General features: G+C 72.7%; 14 protein-coding genes. 11 read left to right on the forward strand and 3 right to left on the reverse strand.

Annotated features, from left to right (window positions below):
* Positions 1 to 67: 67 nt before the first annotated feature.
* Positions 68 to 1,093 carry a DUF2510 domain-containing protein gene (locus OG440_RS05740; RefSeq protein ID WP_406005737.1) on the forward strand — a complete coding sequence of 342 codons (1,026 nt, stop codon included), beginning with the start codon at positions 68 to 70 and terminating at the stop codon, positions 1,091 to 1,093.
* A 193-nt stretch (positions 1,094 to 1,286) separates the two neighbouring features.
* On the opposite strand, the gene OG440_RS05745 is transcribed toward OG440_RS05740, so the two are convergent.
* The gene (locus OG440_RS05745) at positions 1,287 to 1,901 is read right to left on the reverse strand and encodes a TetR/AcrR family transcriptional regulator C-terminal ligand-binding domain-containing protein (protein WP_406005738.1); all 615 of its coding nucleotides are present in this window, start codon (positions 1,899 to 1,901) and stop codon (positions 1,287 to 1,289) included.
* A gap of 220 nt (positions 1,902 to 2,121) precedes the next feature.
* On the opposite strand from OG440_RS05745, the gene OG440_RS05750 reads away from it, so the two are divergent.
* On the forward strand, positions 2,122 to 2,919 hold the full coding sequence (locus OG440_RS05750) for a phosphatase PAP2 family protein (protein WP_406005739.1): 798 nt from the start codon (positions 2,122 to 2,124) through the stop codon (positions 2,917 to 2,919).
* Positions 2,916 to 3,863, forward strand: coding sequence for a hypothetical protein (locus OG440_RS05755; RefSeq protein WP_406005740.1), 948 nt, complete (start codon positions 2,916 to 2,918; stop codon positions 3,861 to 3,863). The genes OG440_RS05750 and OG440_RS05755 overlap by 4 nt, the downstream gene beginning before the upstream one ends.
* Before the next feature lie 55 nt (positions 3,864 to 3,918).
* Here the strand turns inward: OG440_RS05755 and OG440_RS05760 are convergent, their stop codons facing one another.
* Positions 3,919 to 4,737 (reverse strand): phospholipid scramblase-related protein, encoded by an 819-nt coding sequence (locus tag OG440_RS05760; protein WP_406005741.1) that lies wholly within the window; start codon positions 4,735 to 4,737, stop codon positions 3,919 to 3,921.
* Positions 4,738 to 4,828: 91 nt separating this feature from the next.
* Complete coding sequence (locus tag OG440_RS05765) at positions 4,829 to 6,883, reverse strand: phosphocholine-specific phospholipase C (protein ID WP_406005742.1); 2,055 nt, start codon at positions 6,881 to 6,883, stop codon at positions 4,829 to 4,831.
* Positions 6,884 to 7,371: 488 nt separating this feature from the next.
* On the opposite strand from OG440_RS05765, the gene OG440_RS05770 reads away from it, so the two are divergent.
* The 8 genes from OG440_RS05770 to OG440_RS05805 all read left to right on the forward strand — a co-directional run bounded on the left by OG440_RS05770 (position 7,372) and on the right by OG440_RS05805 (position 16,894).
* Positions 7,372 to 7,896: a hypothetical protein gene (locus OG440_RS05770; protein WP_406005743.1), complete on the forward strand. Its 525-nt coding sequence runs from the start codon at positions 7,372 to 7,374 to the stop codon at positions 7,894 to 7,896.
* A 409-nt stretch (positions 7,897 to 8,305) separates the two neighbouring features.
* Positions 8,306 to 10,435 (forward strand): hypothetical protein, encoded by a 2,130-nt coding sequence (locus OG440_RS05775; protein ID WP_406005744.1) that lies wholly within the window; start codon positions 8,306 to 8,308, stop codon positions 10,433 to 10,435.
* A 118-nt stretch (positions 10,436 to 10,553) separates the two neighbouring features.
* The gene (gene pelF, locus OG440_RS05780; protein WP_406005745.1) at positions 10,554 to 12,062 is read left to right on the forward strand and encodes a GT4 family glycosyltransferase PelF; all 1,509 of its coding nucleotides are present in this window, start codon (positions 10,554 to 10,556) and stop codon (positions 12,060 to 12,062) included.
* Entirely contained in the window at positions 12,059 to 13,477 is a 1,419-nt protein-coding gene (locus OG440_RS05785; RefSeq protein WP_406005746.1) for a hypothetical protein, read from the forward strand. Before pelF ends, OG440_RS05785 begins: the two co-directional genes overlap by 4 nt.
* An 83-nt stretch (positions 13,478 to 13,560) precedes the next feature.
* Complete coding sequence (locus OG440_RS05790; protein ID WP_406005747.1) at positions 13,561 to 14,562, forward strand: GDP-mannose 4,6-dehydratase; 1,002 nt, start codon at positions 13,561 to 13,563, stop codon at positions 14,560 to 14,562.
* A 49-nt stretch (positions 14,563 to 14,611) separates the two neighbouring features.
* Entirely contained in the window at positions 14,612 to 15,325 is a 714-nt protein-coding gene (locus OG440_RS05795) for an NDP-sugar synthase (RefSeq protein ID WP_406005748.1), read from the forward strand.
* 7 nt (positions 15,326 to 15,332) lie between these two features.
* Positions 15,333 to 16,235, forward strand: a complete 903-nt coding sequence (locus tag OG440_RS05800; RefSeq protein ID WP_406005749.1) for an NAD-dependent epimerase/dehydratase family protein — start codon at positions 15,333 to 15,335, stop codon at positions 16,233 to 16,235.
* Positions 16,232 to 16,894 carry a spherulation-specific family 4 protein gene (locus tag OG440_RS05805; RefSeq protein ID WP_406005750.1) on the forward strand — a complete coding sequence of 221 codons (663 nt, stop codon included), beginning with the start codon at positions 16,232 to 16,234 and terminating at the stop codon, positions 16,892 to 16,894. Before OG440_RS05800 ends, OG440_RS05805 begins: the two co-directional genes overlap by 4 nt.
* Positions 16,895 to 17,097 lie beyond the last annotated feature (203 nt).

The following is a 17,097-nucleotide window of genomic DNA, read 5'->3' on the forward strand; positions in this document are numbered from 1 at the left end:
GGAACCGATTTCGACACAGTGCCCTCCCTCTCATCCGGCTTTCACCGATGCCTCATACGGTGGGGTCATGACGCAGGTGACTCCTCCCGGGTGGTATCCCGATCCGGGGCAGACAAGTGACGGTCCCGCCACCGAACGCTGGTGGGACGGCAAGGCATGGACGGATCAGACCCGCGCCGCGGGCTCGGCCGCCGTATGGGGTCCGCCGGCGCAGACCCCGGCGGACGGGTCGTACCCGGCGTATCCCGGCTATCCGGGGTATCCGGCGGCTCCGGCGGGCACGGGCCGGCGACGCGGGCTGCGGACCGGGATAGCCGTCGCCGCGGCTGTCGCGGTCCTCGCGAGCATCGGGGTCGGCGTGTACGCGCTGGCCAAGGACGACGGCTCCGGCGGCAGCGGCACGGCCCAGGGGCCGGGCGGCCAGGGCGGCGGGCCCGGCGGCACGGGCGGCCAGGGCGGGCCGTTCGGCGACTCCGGTGGTTCGGGCGGCTCAGGCGGTTCGGGTGGCTCCGGGGGCACGGACGGGGCCTCTCCCTCGCCCGGGGAGTCCGAGGCGCCGAAGATCAAGAGCGGTGCGGTGACCGACGCGCTCAACGGGATCAGCATCGCCATCCCGGACGGCTGGACCGGCCAGGAGCTGAGCGTGGGCGTCCAGATCACCTCCGACTCCTCCTACAAGTGCCCCGGCGACACCTCCAAGACCTGTACCAAGGGGGGCGTGTACTCGGCGCCCGTCGAGGTGCTGGAGACCAAGGGCGACACCGCCGAGGCGGTCGCGAAGGCGGACATCTCGGCCAACGCCGAGGAGTCCTACGGCGGCACGACGTACGGTGCGATCACCTCGCACCAGGTGCTCGCCTCGAAGGCGGTGACGGTGGCCGGGCAGAAGGGCTACCTGGTGCGCTGGAAGGCGGTCACGAGCAAGGGCGCGGACGGCTATGTCGAGTCGCTGGCGTTCCCGGCCCCCGCGGACACCAAGCGGCTGGTGGTGCTCCGCTTCGGCGTCGACGCCGATCAGAGCGTGTCGATCATCGACACGATCACCAAGGGCGTCAAGGTGTCGACGGGCGGCGGCAGCGGACAGGACGTCTGACACGGTCGGCCGGGTGGGGCGCCCCTCCGCTCAAGGGGGCCCCACCCGGCCGGGTGTGCGCGCCGCCCCCGTCCCCACGGTGCGGCGCGAGACAGGTCACCGTCCAGTCATCCCGTGGACGGCGGCCTGAGTCATGTGCTGATCTCTGTGTCGGTCTCGGTTCCGGTCTTCGTGCCGGTCACCGTGCGGGTCTCTACGTGAGGCCCAGCGCCGGCAGTACGGCGGCCTCCATGAAGCGGACCAGGTACTCCTGATCCGCGTACTCCCCGTCGACGACGGGACGGGCGCGGATCACGCCGAACATCTGCGCCGGGACGTATTCGAGCGCCGGATGGTCGCCGGCGATCTCGCCGCGTTCGACCCCGCGCCGCAGGATCTCCCTGAGCGCCTCGATCTCGGGGGTGACGATCGCCTCCCGCAGCGCCAGCGCGAGATCCTGGTCACCGGTGACGGCGTGGCCGAGCGCCTGCAGCAGTTTGGTGTCGTTCGTGGACCAGCGGCCGGTGGCCCGCGCGGCCTCGCGCAGGTCCTCGGCGAGCGAGCCGGTGTCGATGCCGGTGAGCCGGGCCTGACGGCGCGAGCGCAGGGCGGCCACGACGAACTGGGGCTTGGTCTTCCACTGCCGGTAGAGCGTGGACTTGCTGCACCGGGTACTGGCGGCGATGCCTTCCATGGTGACGGCTTCGTAACCGCATTCACGGACCTGGTCGAGGACGGCGTCGAAGAACTCCTGCTCCCGCTCGGGAGTGAGCTTGGAGCGGCTCGTGGCGGCGACCGACTCGGGTCCGTCCGCTGCCTGCGACGTCATCTGGCGTTCCCTCGCTTCTCTTCCGTTCCCGGGGCCTGCGCGCGGCCCTTTCGGGAGCCTCTCTCCGGTGTGGCGCACATCAATCGATACGTCAGTGTACCGGTACGCGCCCGTATCGGTACACTGACGTATCGGTACGACATCGTATCGATGGTGTATGCACGAGTCACGAGCACGGCAGCACCACCACACGCACCACCGTCAGTGAAGGGGCCGGGGGATGAATGCCCGCACCGAGCCTGGGAAAGCGGAGCCGGTCACGCCGGCGCGGCCGCCCATAGTCCGAGAGCTCCTGCTGGTCGCGGGACTCTTCCTCGTCTACAAGCTCGGCCGGCAGCTGGCCGCCGGCCACACCGGCGAGGCCTTCCGCAACGCCCACGACGTGTGGCACGTCGAACGCGTGCTCCGGCTGCCCGGGGAAGGCTCCGTGCAGGCTCTGCTGCTGCACGGGGACTCCCTGGTCAAGGTCGCGAACACCTACTACGCGACCGTGCACTTCCCCGCCACCGTGGCCTTCCTGGTCTGGCTCTACCTGCGGCGCCCGGCCCACTACGTGTGGGCCCGCCGGGTGCTGGCCGCGGTCACCGCCGCCGCCCTGCTCCTGCACCTCGCCGTTCCGCTCGCCCCGCCGAGGATGCTGGCGGCGACGGGACTCGTCGACACCGCGCGCGTGTACGGGCCGTCGGTGTACGGCCCGCCGCAGACGGACCATCTGTCGAACCAGTTCGCGGCGATGCCCTCGCTGCACTTCGGCTGGGCGTTGCTGGTCGCGATCGGCCTCGTCGTCACGACCCGGTCGCGTGTGCGGTGGCTGTGGCTGCTGCACCCGTTGCTGACGCTGATCGTGATCGTGGGCACGGCGAACCACTACTGGCTCGACGCGATCGTGGCGGGCGCCCTGCTCGGCGTCGCGCTCGCGCTGATCCGCGCCCCCCGGCGGACGGTCACGACGGCGGGACACGACACGCCCGCCCCTGTCCCGGCCGAGGAGCCGGTCCTCGTGGGAGCGGGCCGATGAACGCCACCCTGGTCGCCGTCGGCCTGTCCCTCTTCTCGGCCGTCGCCTACGCGGCCGCCGCCGTCGCCCAGGAGCGGCTGGCCTCCCGGCACCCCGGCACCGGCCTCGTGCGGCTGCTCGGCAACGGCGCCTGGTGGTGGTCGGTGGGGCTGAACGCGGGCGCCGCGCTGCTGCACGTGGTCGCCCTCAAGTACGGGCCGCTCACCGTGGTGCAGCCGCTGGGCGCGCTCACCCTGGTCGCGGCGGTGCCGATGGGGGCGCGGGTCGCCGGGCGCAGGGTCAGCGCCGCCGAGTGGCGGGGCACCGCCTTCACCCTGGCCGGCCTGGCCGCGATCCTGGTCACCGCTTCGGGCCCGGCCCCCGAGGACGTCCTGAGCGTGCCCGAGGCGGTCGCGGTGGCGGGGGCGACGGCCACGCTCATCGGACTGCTGGCCCGGCGCGGCGCCAAGCCGGGACTGCGGCACGCGACCGCGTCCGGCTTCGCCTCGGGGGTCGCCTCGGCGCTCACCCAGACCGTGACGGTGGCCGCGACCGACCGTTCGGGCCCGCTGCTCAGCGTGCAGGTGATCGGGGTGGCGCTGCTGGTCGCGGCCTTCGCGGCGGCCGGGCTGCTGCTGTCGCAGACCGCCTACCGCGGTGGTCTCGGCGCACCGCTGGCGATGGTGACCCTGGCGAACCCGGTGGCCGCCGCGGCGATCGGCCTCGCGCTGCTGGGCGAACGCCTCCAGGGCGGGGCGGCCGGTGTGCTCCTGGCGCTGGCGGGCGCGGGCGTCGCGGGCTGGGGCGTGGTGCTGCTGTCCCGGGCCGCGCCGGAACCCGGTGTCGTCGAGGACGAGGATCACCCCGTGGCGGCGGTGCTGGCCCTGCGGCCGGAGACGGCGTCGGCCGAACCGGCGCTGCTGCCCCGGCCGACGACCGGGCCGGAACACCTCACCCCGCTGTAGACCCGTCGCGCCAGGGTGACGCCCCCTCGGGGCGCGTCACCCTGGCGCGCATGGCTCAGCCCAGGCCGCGCGCGTCCTGCTTGAGCGCGGTGTCCACGGTCAGCGCCGTGGCGACGACCAGGCTCAGCAGCGGCTCGGGCAGCTGGTAGTGGATCTGGAGGACGTAGTTGTCCGCCGTGGTGAACATCGTCTTGGCGAGGCCTTCCCAGGTCTTGGTGATCCGGGCGACCTCGTTGTCGGCGTGGTCGACGATCGCGAAGTTCCAGGCCCGCCAGTTCTCCGCCTTGATCGCGCCGATCTGCCGGCCGTCCGCGTTGATGGCGAAGTTGATCTTGCCGAAGACGTTCTGCTGGACGATCTCGCCGACCTGCTGCCCGTCGGGGCGCGTCACGATCACCCGCGACTTGAGGAACTTCGCCGGACGCGTCAGCAGCAGCACCGGCTGCCCGTGGGCGTCGCGGATCTCCAGCCTGTGCGTCAGGTACTGGTCGATGCTGACGACGAAGCGCAGGATCTTGCGCAGCGCGCTCTGGCCGACCTGGACGACCGAGCCAAGCTGACCGCCCTGCTGGTCCATCACCTTGTACTCGTTGGTCAGCTCGATCAGCTTGGCCTTCTGGTTCACCACCAGCACCGGCTCGCTGAACAGCGTGCCGCCGCCGGGGCCGCTCGCCGCGACCCCGGCCTGCTGCTGCACCTGGCGCTGGACCCGCTGGTCCGGTCCCGCCTGCTGGGGCACCTGCGGCGCGGCCTGGCCCTGGCCGTCCGCGTGCGTGTGCTCGGTCCACTGGGTACCGTCCCAGTAACGCGAGGTCTGGGCCGCCCCGTGCGGGTCCGGGTACCAGCCTGAAGGTGTGTTCGAATGCGTGGTCACCGGGGCACATTACCCCGAGCCCGCCGGGACCTGACCAGCCCCCACGATGCGGTGTGCACCGCGCATTTGCCGTGGCGCCGGGCCAAGCGGGTCAGTCCGTGACGATCGCCGGGTCGCTGACGCCGGGCCGGCCGTTCTCCACGTGGCCGGCGAACCGACGCAGGAACGACGGGTCGGCGCCGGACGTGACGGTGAGGTCGTACCACCGGCGGCTCGCCCGCAGGTCCAGGGTGCGCTTGAGCGATCCGCCGGGCCGCAGCCTGACGGTCGTGGGCCGGCCGCCGTAGCCGTCGGCCACCGTCAGCTCCACCGTGGCGTAGCCGCGGTGGGTGAAGGTCAGTTCGAGACCGTCGTCGACGTGCCGGGCGGTCACCTCGGGCCCCGCGGCGTCGGCCGCTCCCTTGAAGGCCCGCAGGAATCCGTTCGGGCCGTGCACGGTCAGGTCGTGCGAGCCGCCCGAGTAGGCGGCGTTCCAGGTGTCGGAGACGGTCGCGCCCGCCCCGGTGGTGTAGCTCCACGGTCCGTCGGCGCGGTTGCCGGCGGTGACCAGGAAGGCGGCGCCGGCCCTGGCCCCGGAGGCGAAGGTGAGGGTGAGGGTCCCCGCGGTCGGGTCCGCCGAGCCGTGCACGGCGGGCGCGTACGCGAGCGGGCGGGTGGGCCGCGAGCCGCGCTCCTGCTTCGGCAGCACGGGGTGGGCCGGCGGGGTGGGCACGTAGTCGGGGTGCCGGCCCTTGTCCGGGGGTTCGTAGCCGTCGGTGTCCGGCAGCACGACCGGCCGGGTGTCCGGGCGGGAGAAGTCGAACGCGGAGGTCAGATCGCCGCAGACCGCGCGCCGCCACGGTGAGATGTTCGGCTCGCGGACGCCGAAGCGGCGCTCCATGAACCGGATGACCGAGGTGTGGTCGAGCGTCTCGGAGCAGACGTAACCGCCCTTGCTCCAGGGCGAGACGACGAGCATGGGCACGCGCTGGCCGAGCCCGTAGGGGCCGGCGGTGTGACCGCTGTCGCCCGGGAAGACGTCCGGTCCGACGTCGACCGTCGAGCGGCCCTGGGCGGCCGAGGCGGGCGGGAACGGCGGGATCAGGTGGTCGAAGAAGCCGTCGTTCTCGTCGTAGGTGACGAACAGGGCCGTCTTCGCCCACACCTTCGGGTCACCGGTGAGCGCGTCCAGGACCTGGGCGACGTACCAGGCGCCGTAGTTCGCGGGCCAGTTGGGATGCTCGGTGAAGGCCTCGGGGGCGACGATCCAGGAGATCTGCGGCAGCGTGCCGCCCTTGACGTCCGCCTTCAGCTGCTCGAAGTACCCCTGGCCCGTGCGGGCGTCGGTGCCGGTACGGGCCTTGTCGTAGAGCGCGTCGCCGGGCTTCGCGTTCTGGTACTGCGTGAAGTAGAGCAGCGAGTTGTCGCCGTAGTTGCCGCGGTAGGCGTCCTGGATCCAGCCCCAGCTGCCGTTCGCGTCCAGACCGTCGCCGACGTCCTGGTAGATCTTCCAGGAGACCCCGGCCCGCTCCAGGCGTTCGGGGTACGTCGTCCAGCTGTAGCCGGCCTCGTCGTTGCCGAGGACCGGACCGCCGCCCTTGCCGTCGTTACCGGTGTGTCCGGTCCACAGGTAGTAGCGGTTGGGGTCCGTGGAGCCGATGAAGGAGCAGTGGTAGGCGTCGCAGACGGTGAAGGTGTCGGCGAGCGCGTAGTGGAAGGGGATGTCCTCGCGGGTCAGATACGCCATCGTGGTGGCGCTCTTGGCGGGCACCCACTTGTCGTACCTGCCGTCGCCGAAGGCGGCATGGCCGTCGTTCCAGCCGTGCGGGAGGTCCTGGAGGAAGGCGAGACCCAGGTCGTCGGCGTCGGGGCGGAACGGGAGGACGTCCTTTCCGGAGGCGTCCGCCTGGTGCCAGACCGACTTGCCGTTCGGCCGGGTGACCGGGCGCGGGTCGCCGAAGCCTCTGACACCCCTCAGCCTGCCGAAGTAGTGGTCGAAGGAGCGGTTCTCCTGCATCAGGACGACGATGTGCTCGACATCCTCGATGGACCCCGTGCGGTGGTTCGCGGGCAGCGCGGCGGCTCGTTCGATGCTGCCGGAGAGAGCGGTGAACGCCGTGGTGGCGCCCGCGAGTTGGAGGAATCGGCGCCGGTTGACTTCGGGCATGGGTGAGGCACCTCTCGTACGGAAGGGCTGCGCCTGCCGGTTCGGGACGCAATGCGCGCGCAAGGAGTGTTCCAAGACCGTCGAACGTCAGGGAAGGCCCCGATGACGCCGGCGTGAAGGTCGCCGGTACGAGGAGTGCGCGACGGGCCGAGAGCTCTCCCGGCGGCTCCGGTCCGCCGACCGCGGGCCGGAAAGCGGCGGTTGGCCGGGAACCCGCGCTACGCGCGTCCGCCGGGCGGCACGGGCGGCGGACCGGTACGGCCGGTACACGCCAAACCGGCCCGCCCCACCACCGGGCCGCCCGGCCCCTCACGAGCCGTCGATCCGTTGCGTCACCCTGCCGTTACCGTGTGCTGACGCACGGCTCCTGACGCACCCACAGGTTCGTCACGGAGCCCTCACCCGGCGCACACTTCCGGCCGAACGGCGTGCGGGGCGGCTTTGGCGGGGCAGACGTCGTTCACGTGGCGTGCCTAGCCTCCCGGGCCATGCGATCACCTCTGATGAGACGCCTCGGCCTCACCGCGATCCTCGCCCTCGTCCTCGCCGTCTTCGGCCTGGCACCCGCTGCGAGCGCGGCTCCCGCGACGGCCGAGCTGACGTTCGCCACCGACAGTGCCAGCACCACGCCCGGCGGCACGGTGAACCTGTCGATGACGATCACCAACAACCACACCTACGACATCTGGTTCGTCTACCAGACGATCGACCCGACGTGGCTGACCACCCAGCGCCCCGACCTGAAGTACAGCTTCACCGGATGCAGCCTGGCCACGGCCGCGGGCGCCACCCCCTGCTCCGGGACCGGTCCCGCCAATCTCGGCGCCAACTACGGGACGACCGTCCCGCCCGGGCAGAGCCGTACCGTCACCCTGACGCTCCAGGTCGCCACCGACTCCGGCTGCAACGGCAACATCGGTTTCTACTCGTACTTCTACGCCGAGTTCAGCGACAGCACGAACCTCAGCGGCGGGCCGGTCTACACGCCCGAGACGCGCGTGCTCTGCGCCTGACAGCCGGTCGCGGCCGAGTCCGACCGTGGCGAGAGTGACCTGAAACCGGCCTGCGACCAGGCGCGGACCACGGTATGGACCACTGACGGTACGCCCGGCGGGCCCCAGCGGCCCGCCGGTGCGCCGCCAGGCCCCCGGACCAGCACACGGAGCCCGGGGGCCCGTCGGAGCCCGCAAGCCCCGTTGACGGAGAAACACCCAATTAGGTTCCGTTTCCGGCCTGTTGGACACCTGCTCTTTTCCGTCATGTTTCGCAACATGACCACGAAAGCTACACAGAGGCCTCACTATTTGACGCGACAGCTGCGACGACGACTGGCTTCTGAGGGGGACGCCGGCGTCACGCAAGGGGGTGCGTCCGCTCCATGGGAGCGGTGATCACCCCTGCCCGGGGAGGGGACTTCACCGCATGAAGCGGATTCCACGCACCACCGTGCTGACGGTGGGCGCGCTCATCGCCGCACTGGGCCTGCCGGCCGGAGCGGCCCAGGCCGACGACACCGCCCCCCGCATCGACCTGCGGGTACTCGTGGTGAGCGACGGCGGACCGGCCACCGACGCCATCGCGTCCGAACTGAGCGCGGCCGGGACGCCGTTCACGACGGTCGACCTCACGCAGGCCGGCCGGCCCGTGATCGACGCCGGTTTCCTCGCGGACACGGTGGACGGCCGGCCGCGCGCCAAGTTCCAGGCGGTCGTGCTGCCCAACGACAATCCGTTCGCGGCCGGCTCGGCCGAGATGACGGCGCTCGCGGCCTACGAGCAGACCTACGCCGTTCCCCAGGTCGACGCCTACACCTACGCGCGTCCGGAAGCCGGTCTGCAGTACCCGGTGTACGGCGGCTACTCGGGCAGTGTCGACGGCGTACAGGCGGCGGTGACCGTCGCCGGCCGCTCGGGCCCGTTCGGCTACCTCGACGGGGCGGTGCCGTTCGAGGACAACGACCCGGCTGTCGGCGAGAGTTACGCCTACCTCTCGACGCCCGCGGCGGGCTCGGACTTCACGTCGTACGTCGACGCGCCGATCCCCGGGCAGTCGACCCGTGGCTCGCTGGTGGGCGAGTACCGGCACGACGGGCGGCGCGAGCTCGTCGTCACCTTCGTCTACAACCAGTACCAGCAGCAGTTCCGGCTGCTGGCCCGCGGCATCGTCGAGTGGATGACCGGCGGTGTGCACCTCGGCGCCTCGCGCAACTACTTCGCCGTGCACGTCGACGACGTGTTCGCCGCCGACGACCGCTGGAACTCCACCCTCAACTGCACCCCCGGCGACGTCGACTGCACCGACCCGAACGCCACCCCCGACCCGATCCGTATGACGGCCGCGGACGTCGACCACGCCACCGCCTGGCAGACCGCCCACGATTTCACCCTCGACCTGGCCTACAACGGGGCCGGCAGCGTGGACCAGCGCGAGGACAACAACGGCGTCGACGCGCTCGCCGACAAGCTGATCGCGGACCGCGACGCGTTCCGCTGGATCAACCACACCTACACCCACGCCTTCCTGGGCTGCGTGCAGGACACCGCGGTCGTGCCGTGGAAGTGCGCCACCAACGCCGACGGCTCCACCCGGTGGGTCAGCCGGACGGAGATATCCGACGAGATCGCCAACAACCGCGTCTTCGGGCAGACGGCCGGACTCCCCCTGGCCGAGGACGAGTTGGTCACCGGCGAGCACTCGGGACTGAAGGTGCTGCCGCAGCAGCCGGTGGACAACCCCAACCTGGCACTCGCGCTCACCGACAACGGCATCGGCTGGACCGGCTCGGACAACTCCCGTGACCCCGGCCCGCGTCAGGTCGGCTCCGCCACGACCGTGCCGCGCTATCCGATGAACGTCTTCTACAACGCGGGCCACGCGGCCGAGCAGGTCGACGAGTACAACTGGATCTACACCAGCCGTGCCCAGGGCGGCAGCGGCATCTGCGAGGACAACCCGGCCACCACCACCTGCCTCGCGGCGCCGCTGAACACCACCACCGGCTACGCCGACCACATCGTGCCGCTGGAGACGAAGATCGCCCTCGGCCACGTGCTGTCCAACGATCCCAAGCCGCACTTCATCCACCAGTCGAACCTGGCCGAGGACCGCATCGCCTACCCGGTGCTGAACGGTGTCCTCGACGGCTACGCCGCGCTGTTCGCGGCCGACACCCCCGTGGTGAACCTGCGGATGAAGGACGTCGGCACCGAGCTGAAGCGCCGGGCCGCCTGGTCGGCCGCCGTCCAGTCCGGCTCGGTCACCGCCTACCGCATCGGTGACGTCGTCACCGTCGAGGCCCCCGCCGGGGTGGACGTGACCGCGACCGTGCCCACCGGCACCACGCTGGCCGGCACCGCCTTCGGGACCGCCTACGCGGGCGGGGCGTCCGGCTGGACGCCGTCCACGGGCAGCGCGCTCGGCCTGACCCTGCCGGCGGCCGCGGCGGCCCCGGCGGCCGACGTCTCCGGCACCGCCACGGTCACGGCCCCGGCGCCCGACACCCGGATCCCCGCGGGCGTCACCGAGCAGGTCCCGTACACCGCGGACAACTGAGCGGCGCACCGACCCAAGGACCGACCGGCCGCGGCGCGCGGCCGGACCCGTCGGTGGGCCCCGACCCAGGGGCCCACCGGGCACGAACCACCCCACACCTCGGCCGTGGAGCACATCGATGCACGTTCACGACGACACGCGACGCCTCGGCGCTACGCGTGTCACCCTGCTCACCGAAGGCACCTATCCCCACAGTCACGGCGGCGTGAGTGTCTGGTGCGACCAGCTCGTCCAGGGCATGCCCGACATCGACTTCGACGTCATCGCCGTCACCGGCACCGGGCGCGAGCCCGTCGTCTGGGAGCTGCCCGCCCATGTGTCGGGCGTCCTGTCCGTCCCCATGTGGGGCGCTCCGCCGCCAGGGCGGGCGCCCCGCGGCCGGGCCCGCGGTCGGCTGGCCGCCGCCTACGAACGGTTCCTGACCGCGCTGCTCGACCCGGGCGCCGAGGACGGGTTCGCGCCCGCCCTGTACGCGATGGCGGAGGCCGCGGCGGACGGGGCGCTGAGCCCGTTCCTGCGCGGCGACCGGGCCATCGCGATCCTGACCTCGGTGTGGAACCGGCCGGGTCTGGCCGTGCGCGAGGCCGGACCGACCCTGCACGACGCGGTGACCGCGACCGCCCTGCTGGAGCACGCCCTGCGTCCACTGGCGGCACCGGCACCGCGGACGGGGGTCGCGCACGCCGTCAGTGGCGGGGTCGCCGTCCTGCCGGGACTCGCCGCGCTCGAACGGCACGGTGTGCCGCTGCTGTTGACCGAGCACGGCGTCTATCTGCGGGAACGTTACCTCGGCTACCGAACCGCCCCCTACCGCTGGCCGGTGAAGGCGGTCGTGCTCGGCTTCTTCCGGCTGCTGGCGCAGGAGAGCTACCGCCGGGCCGCCCTGATCACGCCGGGCAACCGCTACAACCGGCTGTGGGAGGAGGAAGGCGGTGCCGACCCGGAGTCGATCCGCACGGTCTACAACGGTGTGGACCCGGCCGCGTTCCCGCCCGCCGGTCCCGAACCGGAGGTGCTCACGCTCACCTGGGCGGGCCGGGTCGACCCGATCAAGGACCTGGAGACCCTGATCCGCGCCTTCTCCCTGGTCCGGGCCCAACTCCCGGACGCGCGGCTGCGGTTGTTCGGGGGCACCCCGCGCGGCGGCGAGGCGTACCGGGAACGGTGCGAGGCGCTGGCGGCCGAGCTCGGACACGCGGACGCGGTGACCTTCGAGGGCCGGGTGGACGACATCAAGGACGCCTACGCGGCCGGGAACGTCGTGATGCTGTCCAGCATCAGCGAGGGCTTCCCGTTCACGCTGATCGAAGCCATGTCGTGCGGACGGGCGACCGTCTCCACCGACGTGGGCGGGGTACGGGAGGCCGTCGGCGACACCGGCCTCGTGGTGCCGCCGCGTGATCCGGCCGCGATGGCCCGCGCCGCGCTGGAGCTGCTGGGCGCCGCGGAACGGCGGCGGGCGATGGGCGAGGCGGCCCGGCTGCGGGTGATCGAACAGTTCACCCTGCGGCAGACGATCGACACGTTCCGCTCCATCTATCTCGAACTGCCCACGCTGAACCGGGAGTCCGAGGTCGTACCGGCCGTGTCCGAGCCGCTCGCCCCGGTCGGGACGGTGGCCGGATGAGCGGCCCGATATCCCTCGAACCCGGCGGCGCCGAACAGGACACGCTGGCGCTGCGGCTGGCCGACACCCGCCCGCCGCGCCGCCGTCCGCGCTGGGCCTTCGACGACGCCACCCTCGCCATCCGGCTGCCCCTGCGCGGCCCCGACGAGGAGGCGGTCAGCCGGCTCGCCGCCGAACTCGCCGACCGGGTGGGACCCGCCGTCCACCCGTACGAGGTGGCGGCGCTGCTGGAGGCGGAGGGGCTCTCCGCCGCTCTGATCAAGGACCGGTACGGCCACCCGAGCCTCTTCTCGCTGGCGGCCGCGCTGTTCGAACAGGTACCGCGTACGTTCCCCGAGCCCGCGCCGGCCGCCGACCCCTGGCGTCCGGACACGGTCCGCTGTCTGCTGCGGGGGGTGCTGTTCGCCCTCCCGGGCCTGGCCTACCTGCTGACCTCCCCGCTGTGGGACGCGGGCGGGCACGCCCCGGTGCTGATCGTGGCCGGCCTGGTCTCCTGGGCCTGGGGGCAGGCGCTCGGCCACCGGGCCCACCTGCGCATGGCCACCGGTCGGCGGGAGGCCGGCCGTACGCTGCTGATCGGCGCGCCGCTGGGGGCGGTGGTGGCCACGGCGGCCGCGGCGGTGCCCGCCGGGGGCGGCCCGGTCACCCTGGCCGCCGCCGCGCAGTCGCTGTACCTGGCGGCGGCGGGGGTCCTGCTCGTGCTGGCCCGGGAGCGGCTGCTGCTGGCCGCGCTGACGCCGCTCATCGCCGGGACGGTCGTACTGCCGTGGTGGGAGCCGGGCTCCCTGCTGCGGGCCGGGCTGCCGCTGCTGGCGCTGCTGGCCACCCTCGCCGTCACCGGCCGGGTGCTGCTGGTCGCGCTCGGCGTCCCGCCGGTGCCCGGCGCGACCCGGCCGCGCCTGCTGTGGTCCCTGCCGTACGGCCTGTTCGGGCTGGCGGCCGGGGTGCTGGTGCTGCTGGAGGGAGACCGGGAGCCGTACGCGGTGATCGTGCTGACGGTGAGCATGGGACCGGCGGAGTGGCTGCTGTACCGCTACCGCGGGCTCTCGGTCGCCGCGCTGCGCGCCACCGCCACCCCGGCCGGGTTCCTGCTGCGCTCGGCCGGCATCCTCGGCCTCTGTCTGCTCGCCTATCTGCTGCCCCTGGTGCCCGCGGCCCTGTACACCGGCGCCGAACCGGCCGCCCTGCTGTTCCTCGCGGCCGCCCTGTGGACGGCGCTCCTGCTCCAGGCGTTCGGCGCGGCCTGGCCGTCGGCCGGCATCTCGCTCGCCGCCGCCGCGGGCGCCGGGGCGGTCACGCTCTTCGGCCTGCCGCCCGGTCCGTCCTGGGCGCTGACCCTGTGCTGTGGCGCGGCCGCGCTGTGTCTGTCGGCGTGCGCGCTGCGGCTGCTCGGCCGCCCGGCACCGCACGCCTGACCACGCACCTCCCCGGGCGGCCCCGCCGCCCGGTTCCCCGCTCCGCGCACCCCCACGACCAACTGACCGGAAGGAAAACCGAGTTGACCTCCGTACCGCTCGCCGCCGTCACCGGAGCCGAGGGTTTCATCGGCTCGCACCTCACCGAGGCGCTGGTCGCCTCCGGACACCGGGTGCGGGCCATGGCCCAGTACAACTCCTTCTCCTCGTACGGCTGGCTGGAGACCCTGCACCCGGACGTCCTCGACCAGGTGGAGATCGTCCTGGGCGACGTCCGTGACCCGGGCTCCGTGCGCGGCCTGCTCGAAGGGGCCGACGTCGCCTACCACCTGGCCGCGCTGATCGCGATCCCGTACTCCTACCAGGCGCCCCACAGCTACGTGGACACCAACGTCACCGGCACCCTCAACGTGCTGGAGGCGGTCCGCGCGCTGGGTACGCCCCGGCTGGTGCACACGTCCACCAGCGAGACGTACGGCACCGCGCAGACCGTGCCGATCACCGAGGACCATCCCATCAACACCCAGTCGCCGTACGCCGCTTCGAAGGCGGGCGGCGACCGGCTGGCCGACAGCTACCACGCCAGCTTCGACACCCCGGTGGTGACGCTGCGGCCGTTCAACACCTTCGGGCCACGGCAGTCGATGCGCGCCGTCATCCCGACCGTCATCGGCCAGGTGGCCGCCGGGGAACGCACGATCACGCTCGGCGACCTGCGTCCCACGCGGGACTTCACCTTCGTCAAGGACACCGCGCAGGCGTTCCTCTCGGTGGGCTCCGCACCCGCCGCGCAGGTGGTGGGTCGCACCTTCAACGCCGGGACCGGCGGCGAGATCTCGGTCGGCGACCTGGTCGCGCTGATCGGCAAGGTGATGGACACCTCGCTCGACGTCCGTGAGGACCCGGCCCGGGTCCGGCCCGCGAACTCCGAGGTGATGCGGCTGGTCGCGGACGCGAGCCGGCTCACCGCCGCCACCGGCTGGCAGCCCGGGCACACCCTGGAGGAGGGGCTCGCGCACACCGTGGAGTTCTTCCGCGACCCGGCCAACCTGGCGCGCTACAAGACCGGCATCTACAACATCTGAACTCCCGTCCGGCACGTTCGCGTACGCACAACCACCGAGGAGGAGCTCCATGCACGCAGTGATCCTGGCGGGAGGCAAGGGCGTCCGGCTGCGGCCCTACACGACCGCGCTGCCCAAGCCGCTCGTACCCATCGGCGACCAGCACGCCATCCTGGAGATCGTGCTGCGCCAGCTCGCCACGGCCGGCTTCACCAGCTGCACCATCGCCATCGGGCACCTCGGCGAGATCATCCGCGCCTACGTCGGCGACGGCTCCCAGTGGGGCATGTCCATCGACTACGCCACCGAGGAGAGCCCCCTGGGCACCATGGGGCCGCTGCTCACCCTGCGCGAGCGGCTCCCCGAGACGTTCCTGGTGATGAACGGCGACGTCCTCACCGACCTCGACTACGCCGACGTCCTGACCACCCACCGTGACTCGGGCGCGCCGCTCACCATCGCCGCCTACTGCCGCAAGGTGCACATCGACTTCGGGGTGCTGACCACCGACGACAGCAGAGTCGTCGCCTTCACCGAGAAGCCGAGCATGGACTACCGGGTCTCCATGGGCGTCTACGGCCTGTCGCGCAGTACGCTCGACGGCTACACGCCCGGACTGCCCCTGGGCTTCGACGAGTTGGTCCTCGACCTGCTGAAGGCCGACAACCAGCCGCACGCCTACGAGTTCGACGGATACTGGCTGGACATCGGCCGGCCCGACGACTACGACCGGGCCAACGCCGAGTTCACCACCCGCAAGTCCCATCTGCTCAAGGGAGCCTGAGCACCGCATGCGCATTCTCGTCCTGGGCCACACCGGCTATCTGGGCGGCCACGTCGCCGAGCGGCTGCGCGCCCTGCCGGGCGCGCTGGTCCTCGGCGGCGGCCGGTCCCCCGCCGCCGAGTACGGCGTCGATCTCGCCACGGCCCGCCCGGAGGAGCTGGCCAAGACCCTCGCCGCCGCCGCGCCCGACGCGGTGGTCAACTGCGCGGGGGCGACCGGCGGCGACGCCGTCACCCTCGCCGAGGTCAACGCCCGCGGACCCGCGGTGCTGTGCGCGGCGCTGCGCGAGGCGGCACCCGCGGCCCGGCTGGTGCATCTGGGCTCGGCCGCGGAGTACGGGCCGGGCGTGCCCGACACCTCGGTGACGGAGTCGGCGCCCACCTGTCCGGTCGGCCCCTACGGCGCGACCAAGCTGGCCGGCACCGTCGCGGTGACCTCGTCCGGTCTGGACGCGGTGGTGCTGCGGGTGGGGAACCCGGTGGGCCCCGGGGCGCCGGCCGCCGGGCTGCCCGGCCGGCTCGCCGGGCTGCTGCGCGCGGCCGGCCCGGACGGCCCCGACGCGGTGCTGCGGCTCGGCGACCTGTCCGCCTACCGGGACTTCGTGGACGCCCGCGACGTGGGCCGGGCGGTGGCGTACGCGGTCACGGCCCCCGGTCCGCTGCCCCCGGTGCTGAACATCGGCGGGGGCCGGGCGGTGCCGGTGCGCGAGCTGGTGCACGGCCTGGCCGCGAAGGCCGGCTTCCGGGGGCGGATCGAGGAGAACGCGGCGGGCGGCCGCTCGGTGCGCTCGGCGGACGTGTCCTGGCAGTGCTCCGACATCGGCGCCGCCGAACAGGCCCTGGGCTGGCGTCCCGCGCACACCCTCGACGACGCGCTGGCCGCGCTGTGGGAAGACGACGGCACACCGTGAGCCTGCTGATTCCCCTGTACGTCCACCCGGCCGAGGACCCGGGCGCCTGGCATCGCCTGATCACGTCCGCCGCGCACACGTACGCGGTGGTCCTCAACCCCGCGAACGGTCCGGGCGACGGCCCCGACCCCGCGTTCAGCGCGGCGGCCGGCGCGCTGCGGGCGGCGGGCGCGCGGCTGCTCGGCTACGTCGACACCGACTACGGGGTCCGCGACCGCGCCGCGATCGCCGACGACCTGCGGCGGCACCAGGAGTGGTACGCCGCCGACGGCCTTTTCCTCGACCGGGTGACGGCGACACCGGACGGACTGCCCGCCTGCCGCCGGCTGGTCCGCGGCCTGCGCCGGCTGGGCGCGGACACCGTCGTGCTGAACCCCGGCGTCCATCCGGCGCCCGGTTACGCCCGGCTCGCCGACCTGACGATCACCTTCGAGGGCCACTGGTCGACGTATGTGTCCGCGTTCAGCAGACCGGCCTGGACGGCACGGCATCCGCCCGACAAGCTGTGCCACCTCGTGTACGGGGTGCCCGAGGCGCTCGTACCGCTCGCCGTGCGCACCGCGCAAGACCGGGGCGCGGCGGTCTGCGGCCCGGTGACGGGCGAACTGCCCAACCCCTGGTCGGCGTTGACCCCGGCCCTGACCGGAGCCGAGTCGTGAGCGGGGCCTTGAGGGGCGGTGTGCGGATGCCTATGCGGGACGTGGGATGCGGGCTGTGGGATGCAGGATTCGGGACACGAGATCCGGTATGCGATGTACAGCATGAGGCATACACCGCGAGGTACACGGCCCGAGGTATACGCCATGCGGCATACAGGTCCGAGGTATACCCGGCGTGGGGCATACAGCATGAGGTATATGGC

This window comes from Streptomyces sp. NBC_00637 (assembly GCF_045161545.1).
In the GTDB taxonomy this organism is placed as follows: domain Bacteria; phylum Actinomycetota; class Actinomycetes; order Streptomycetales; family Streptomycetaceae; genus Streptomyces.

What these genes read in the sequence shown, in the direction of transcription:
- OG440_RS05755 (WP_406005740.1), top strand. Translation starts at nt 2,916, where the DNA reads ATGAACGCCACCCTGGTCGCCGTCGGCCTGTCCCTCTTCTCGGCCGTC.
- OG440_RS05750 (WP_406005739.1), top strand. Translation starts at nt 2,122, where the DNA reads ATGAATGCCCGCACCGAGCCTGGGAAAGCGGAGCCGGTCACGCCGGCG.
- OG440_RS05800 (WP_406005749.1), top strand. Translation starts at nt 15,333, where the DNA reads ATGCGCATTCTCGTCCTGGGCCACACCGGCTATCTGGGCGGCCACGTC.
- OG440_RS05765 (WP_406005742.1), bottom strand. Translation starts at nt 6,883, where the DNA reads ATGCCCGAAGTCAACCGGCGCCGATTCCTCCAACTCGCGGGCGCCACC.
- OG440_RS05770 (WP_406005743.1), top strand. Translation starts at nt 7,372, where the DNA reads ATGCGATCACCTCTGATGAGACGCCTCGGCCTCACCGCGATCCTCGCC.
- OG440_RS05740 (WP_406005737.1), top strand. Translation starts at nt 68, where the DNA reads ATGACGCAGGTGACTCCTCCCGGGTGGTATCCCGATCCGGGGCAGACA.
- OG440_RS05785 (WP_406005746.1), top strand. Translation starts at nt 12,059, where the DNA reads ATGAGCGGCCCGATATCCCTCGAACCCGGCGGCGCCGAACAGGACACG.
- OG440_RS05775 (WP_406005744.1), top strand. Translation starts at nt 8,306, where the DNA reads ATGAAGCGGATTCCACGCACCACCGTGCTGACGGTGGGCGCGCTCATC.
- OG440_RS05745 (WP_406005738.1), bottom strand. Translation starts at nt 1,901, where the DNA reads ATGACGTCGCAGGCAGCGGACGGACCCGAGTCGGTCGCCGCCACGAGC.
- pelF (WP_406005745.1), top strand. Translation starts at nt 10,554, where the DNA reads ATGCACGTTCACGACGACACGCGACGCCTCGGCGCTACGCGTGTCACC.
- OG440_RS05795 (WP_406005748.1), top strand. Translation starts at nt 14,612, where the DNA reads ATGCACGCAGTGATCCTGGCGGGAGGCAAGGGCGTCCGGCTGCGGCCC.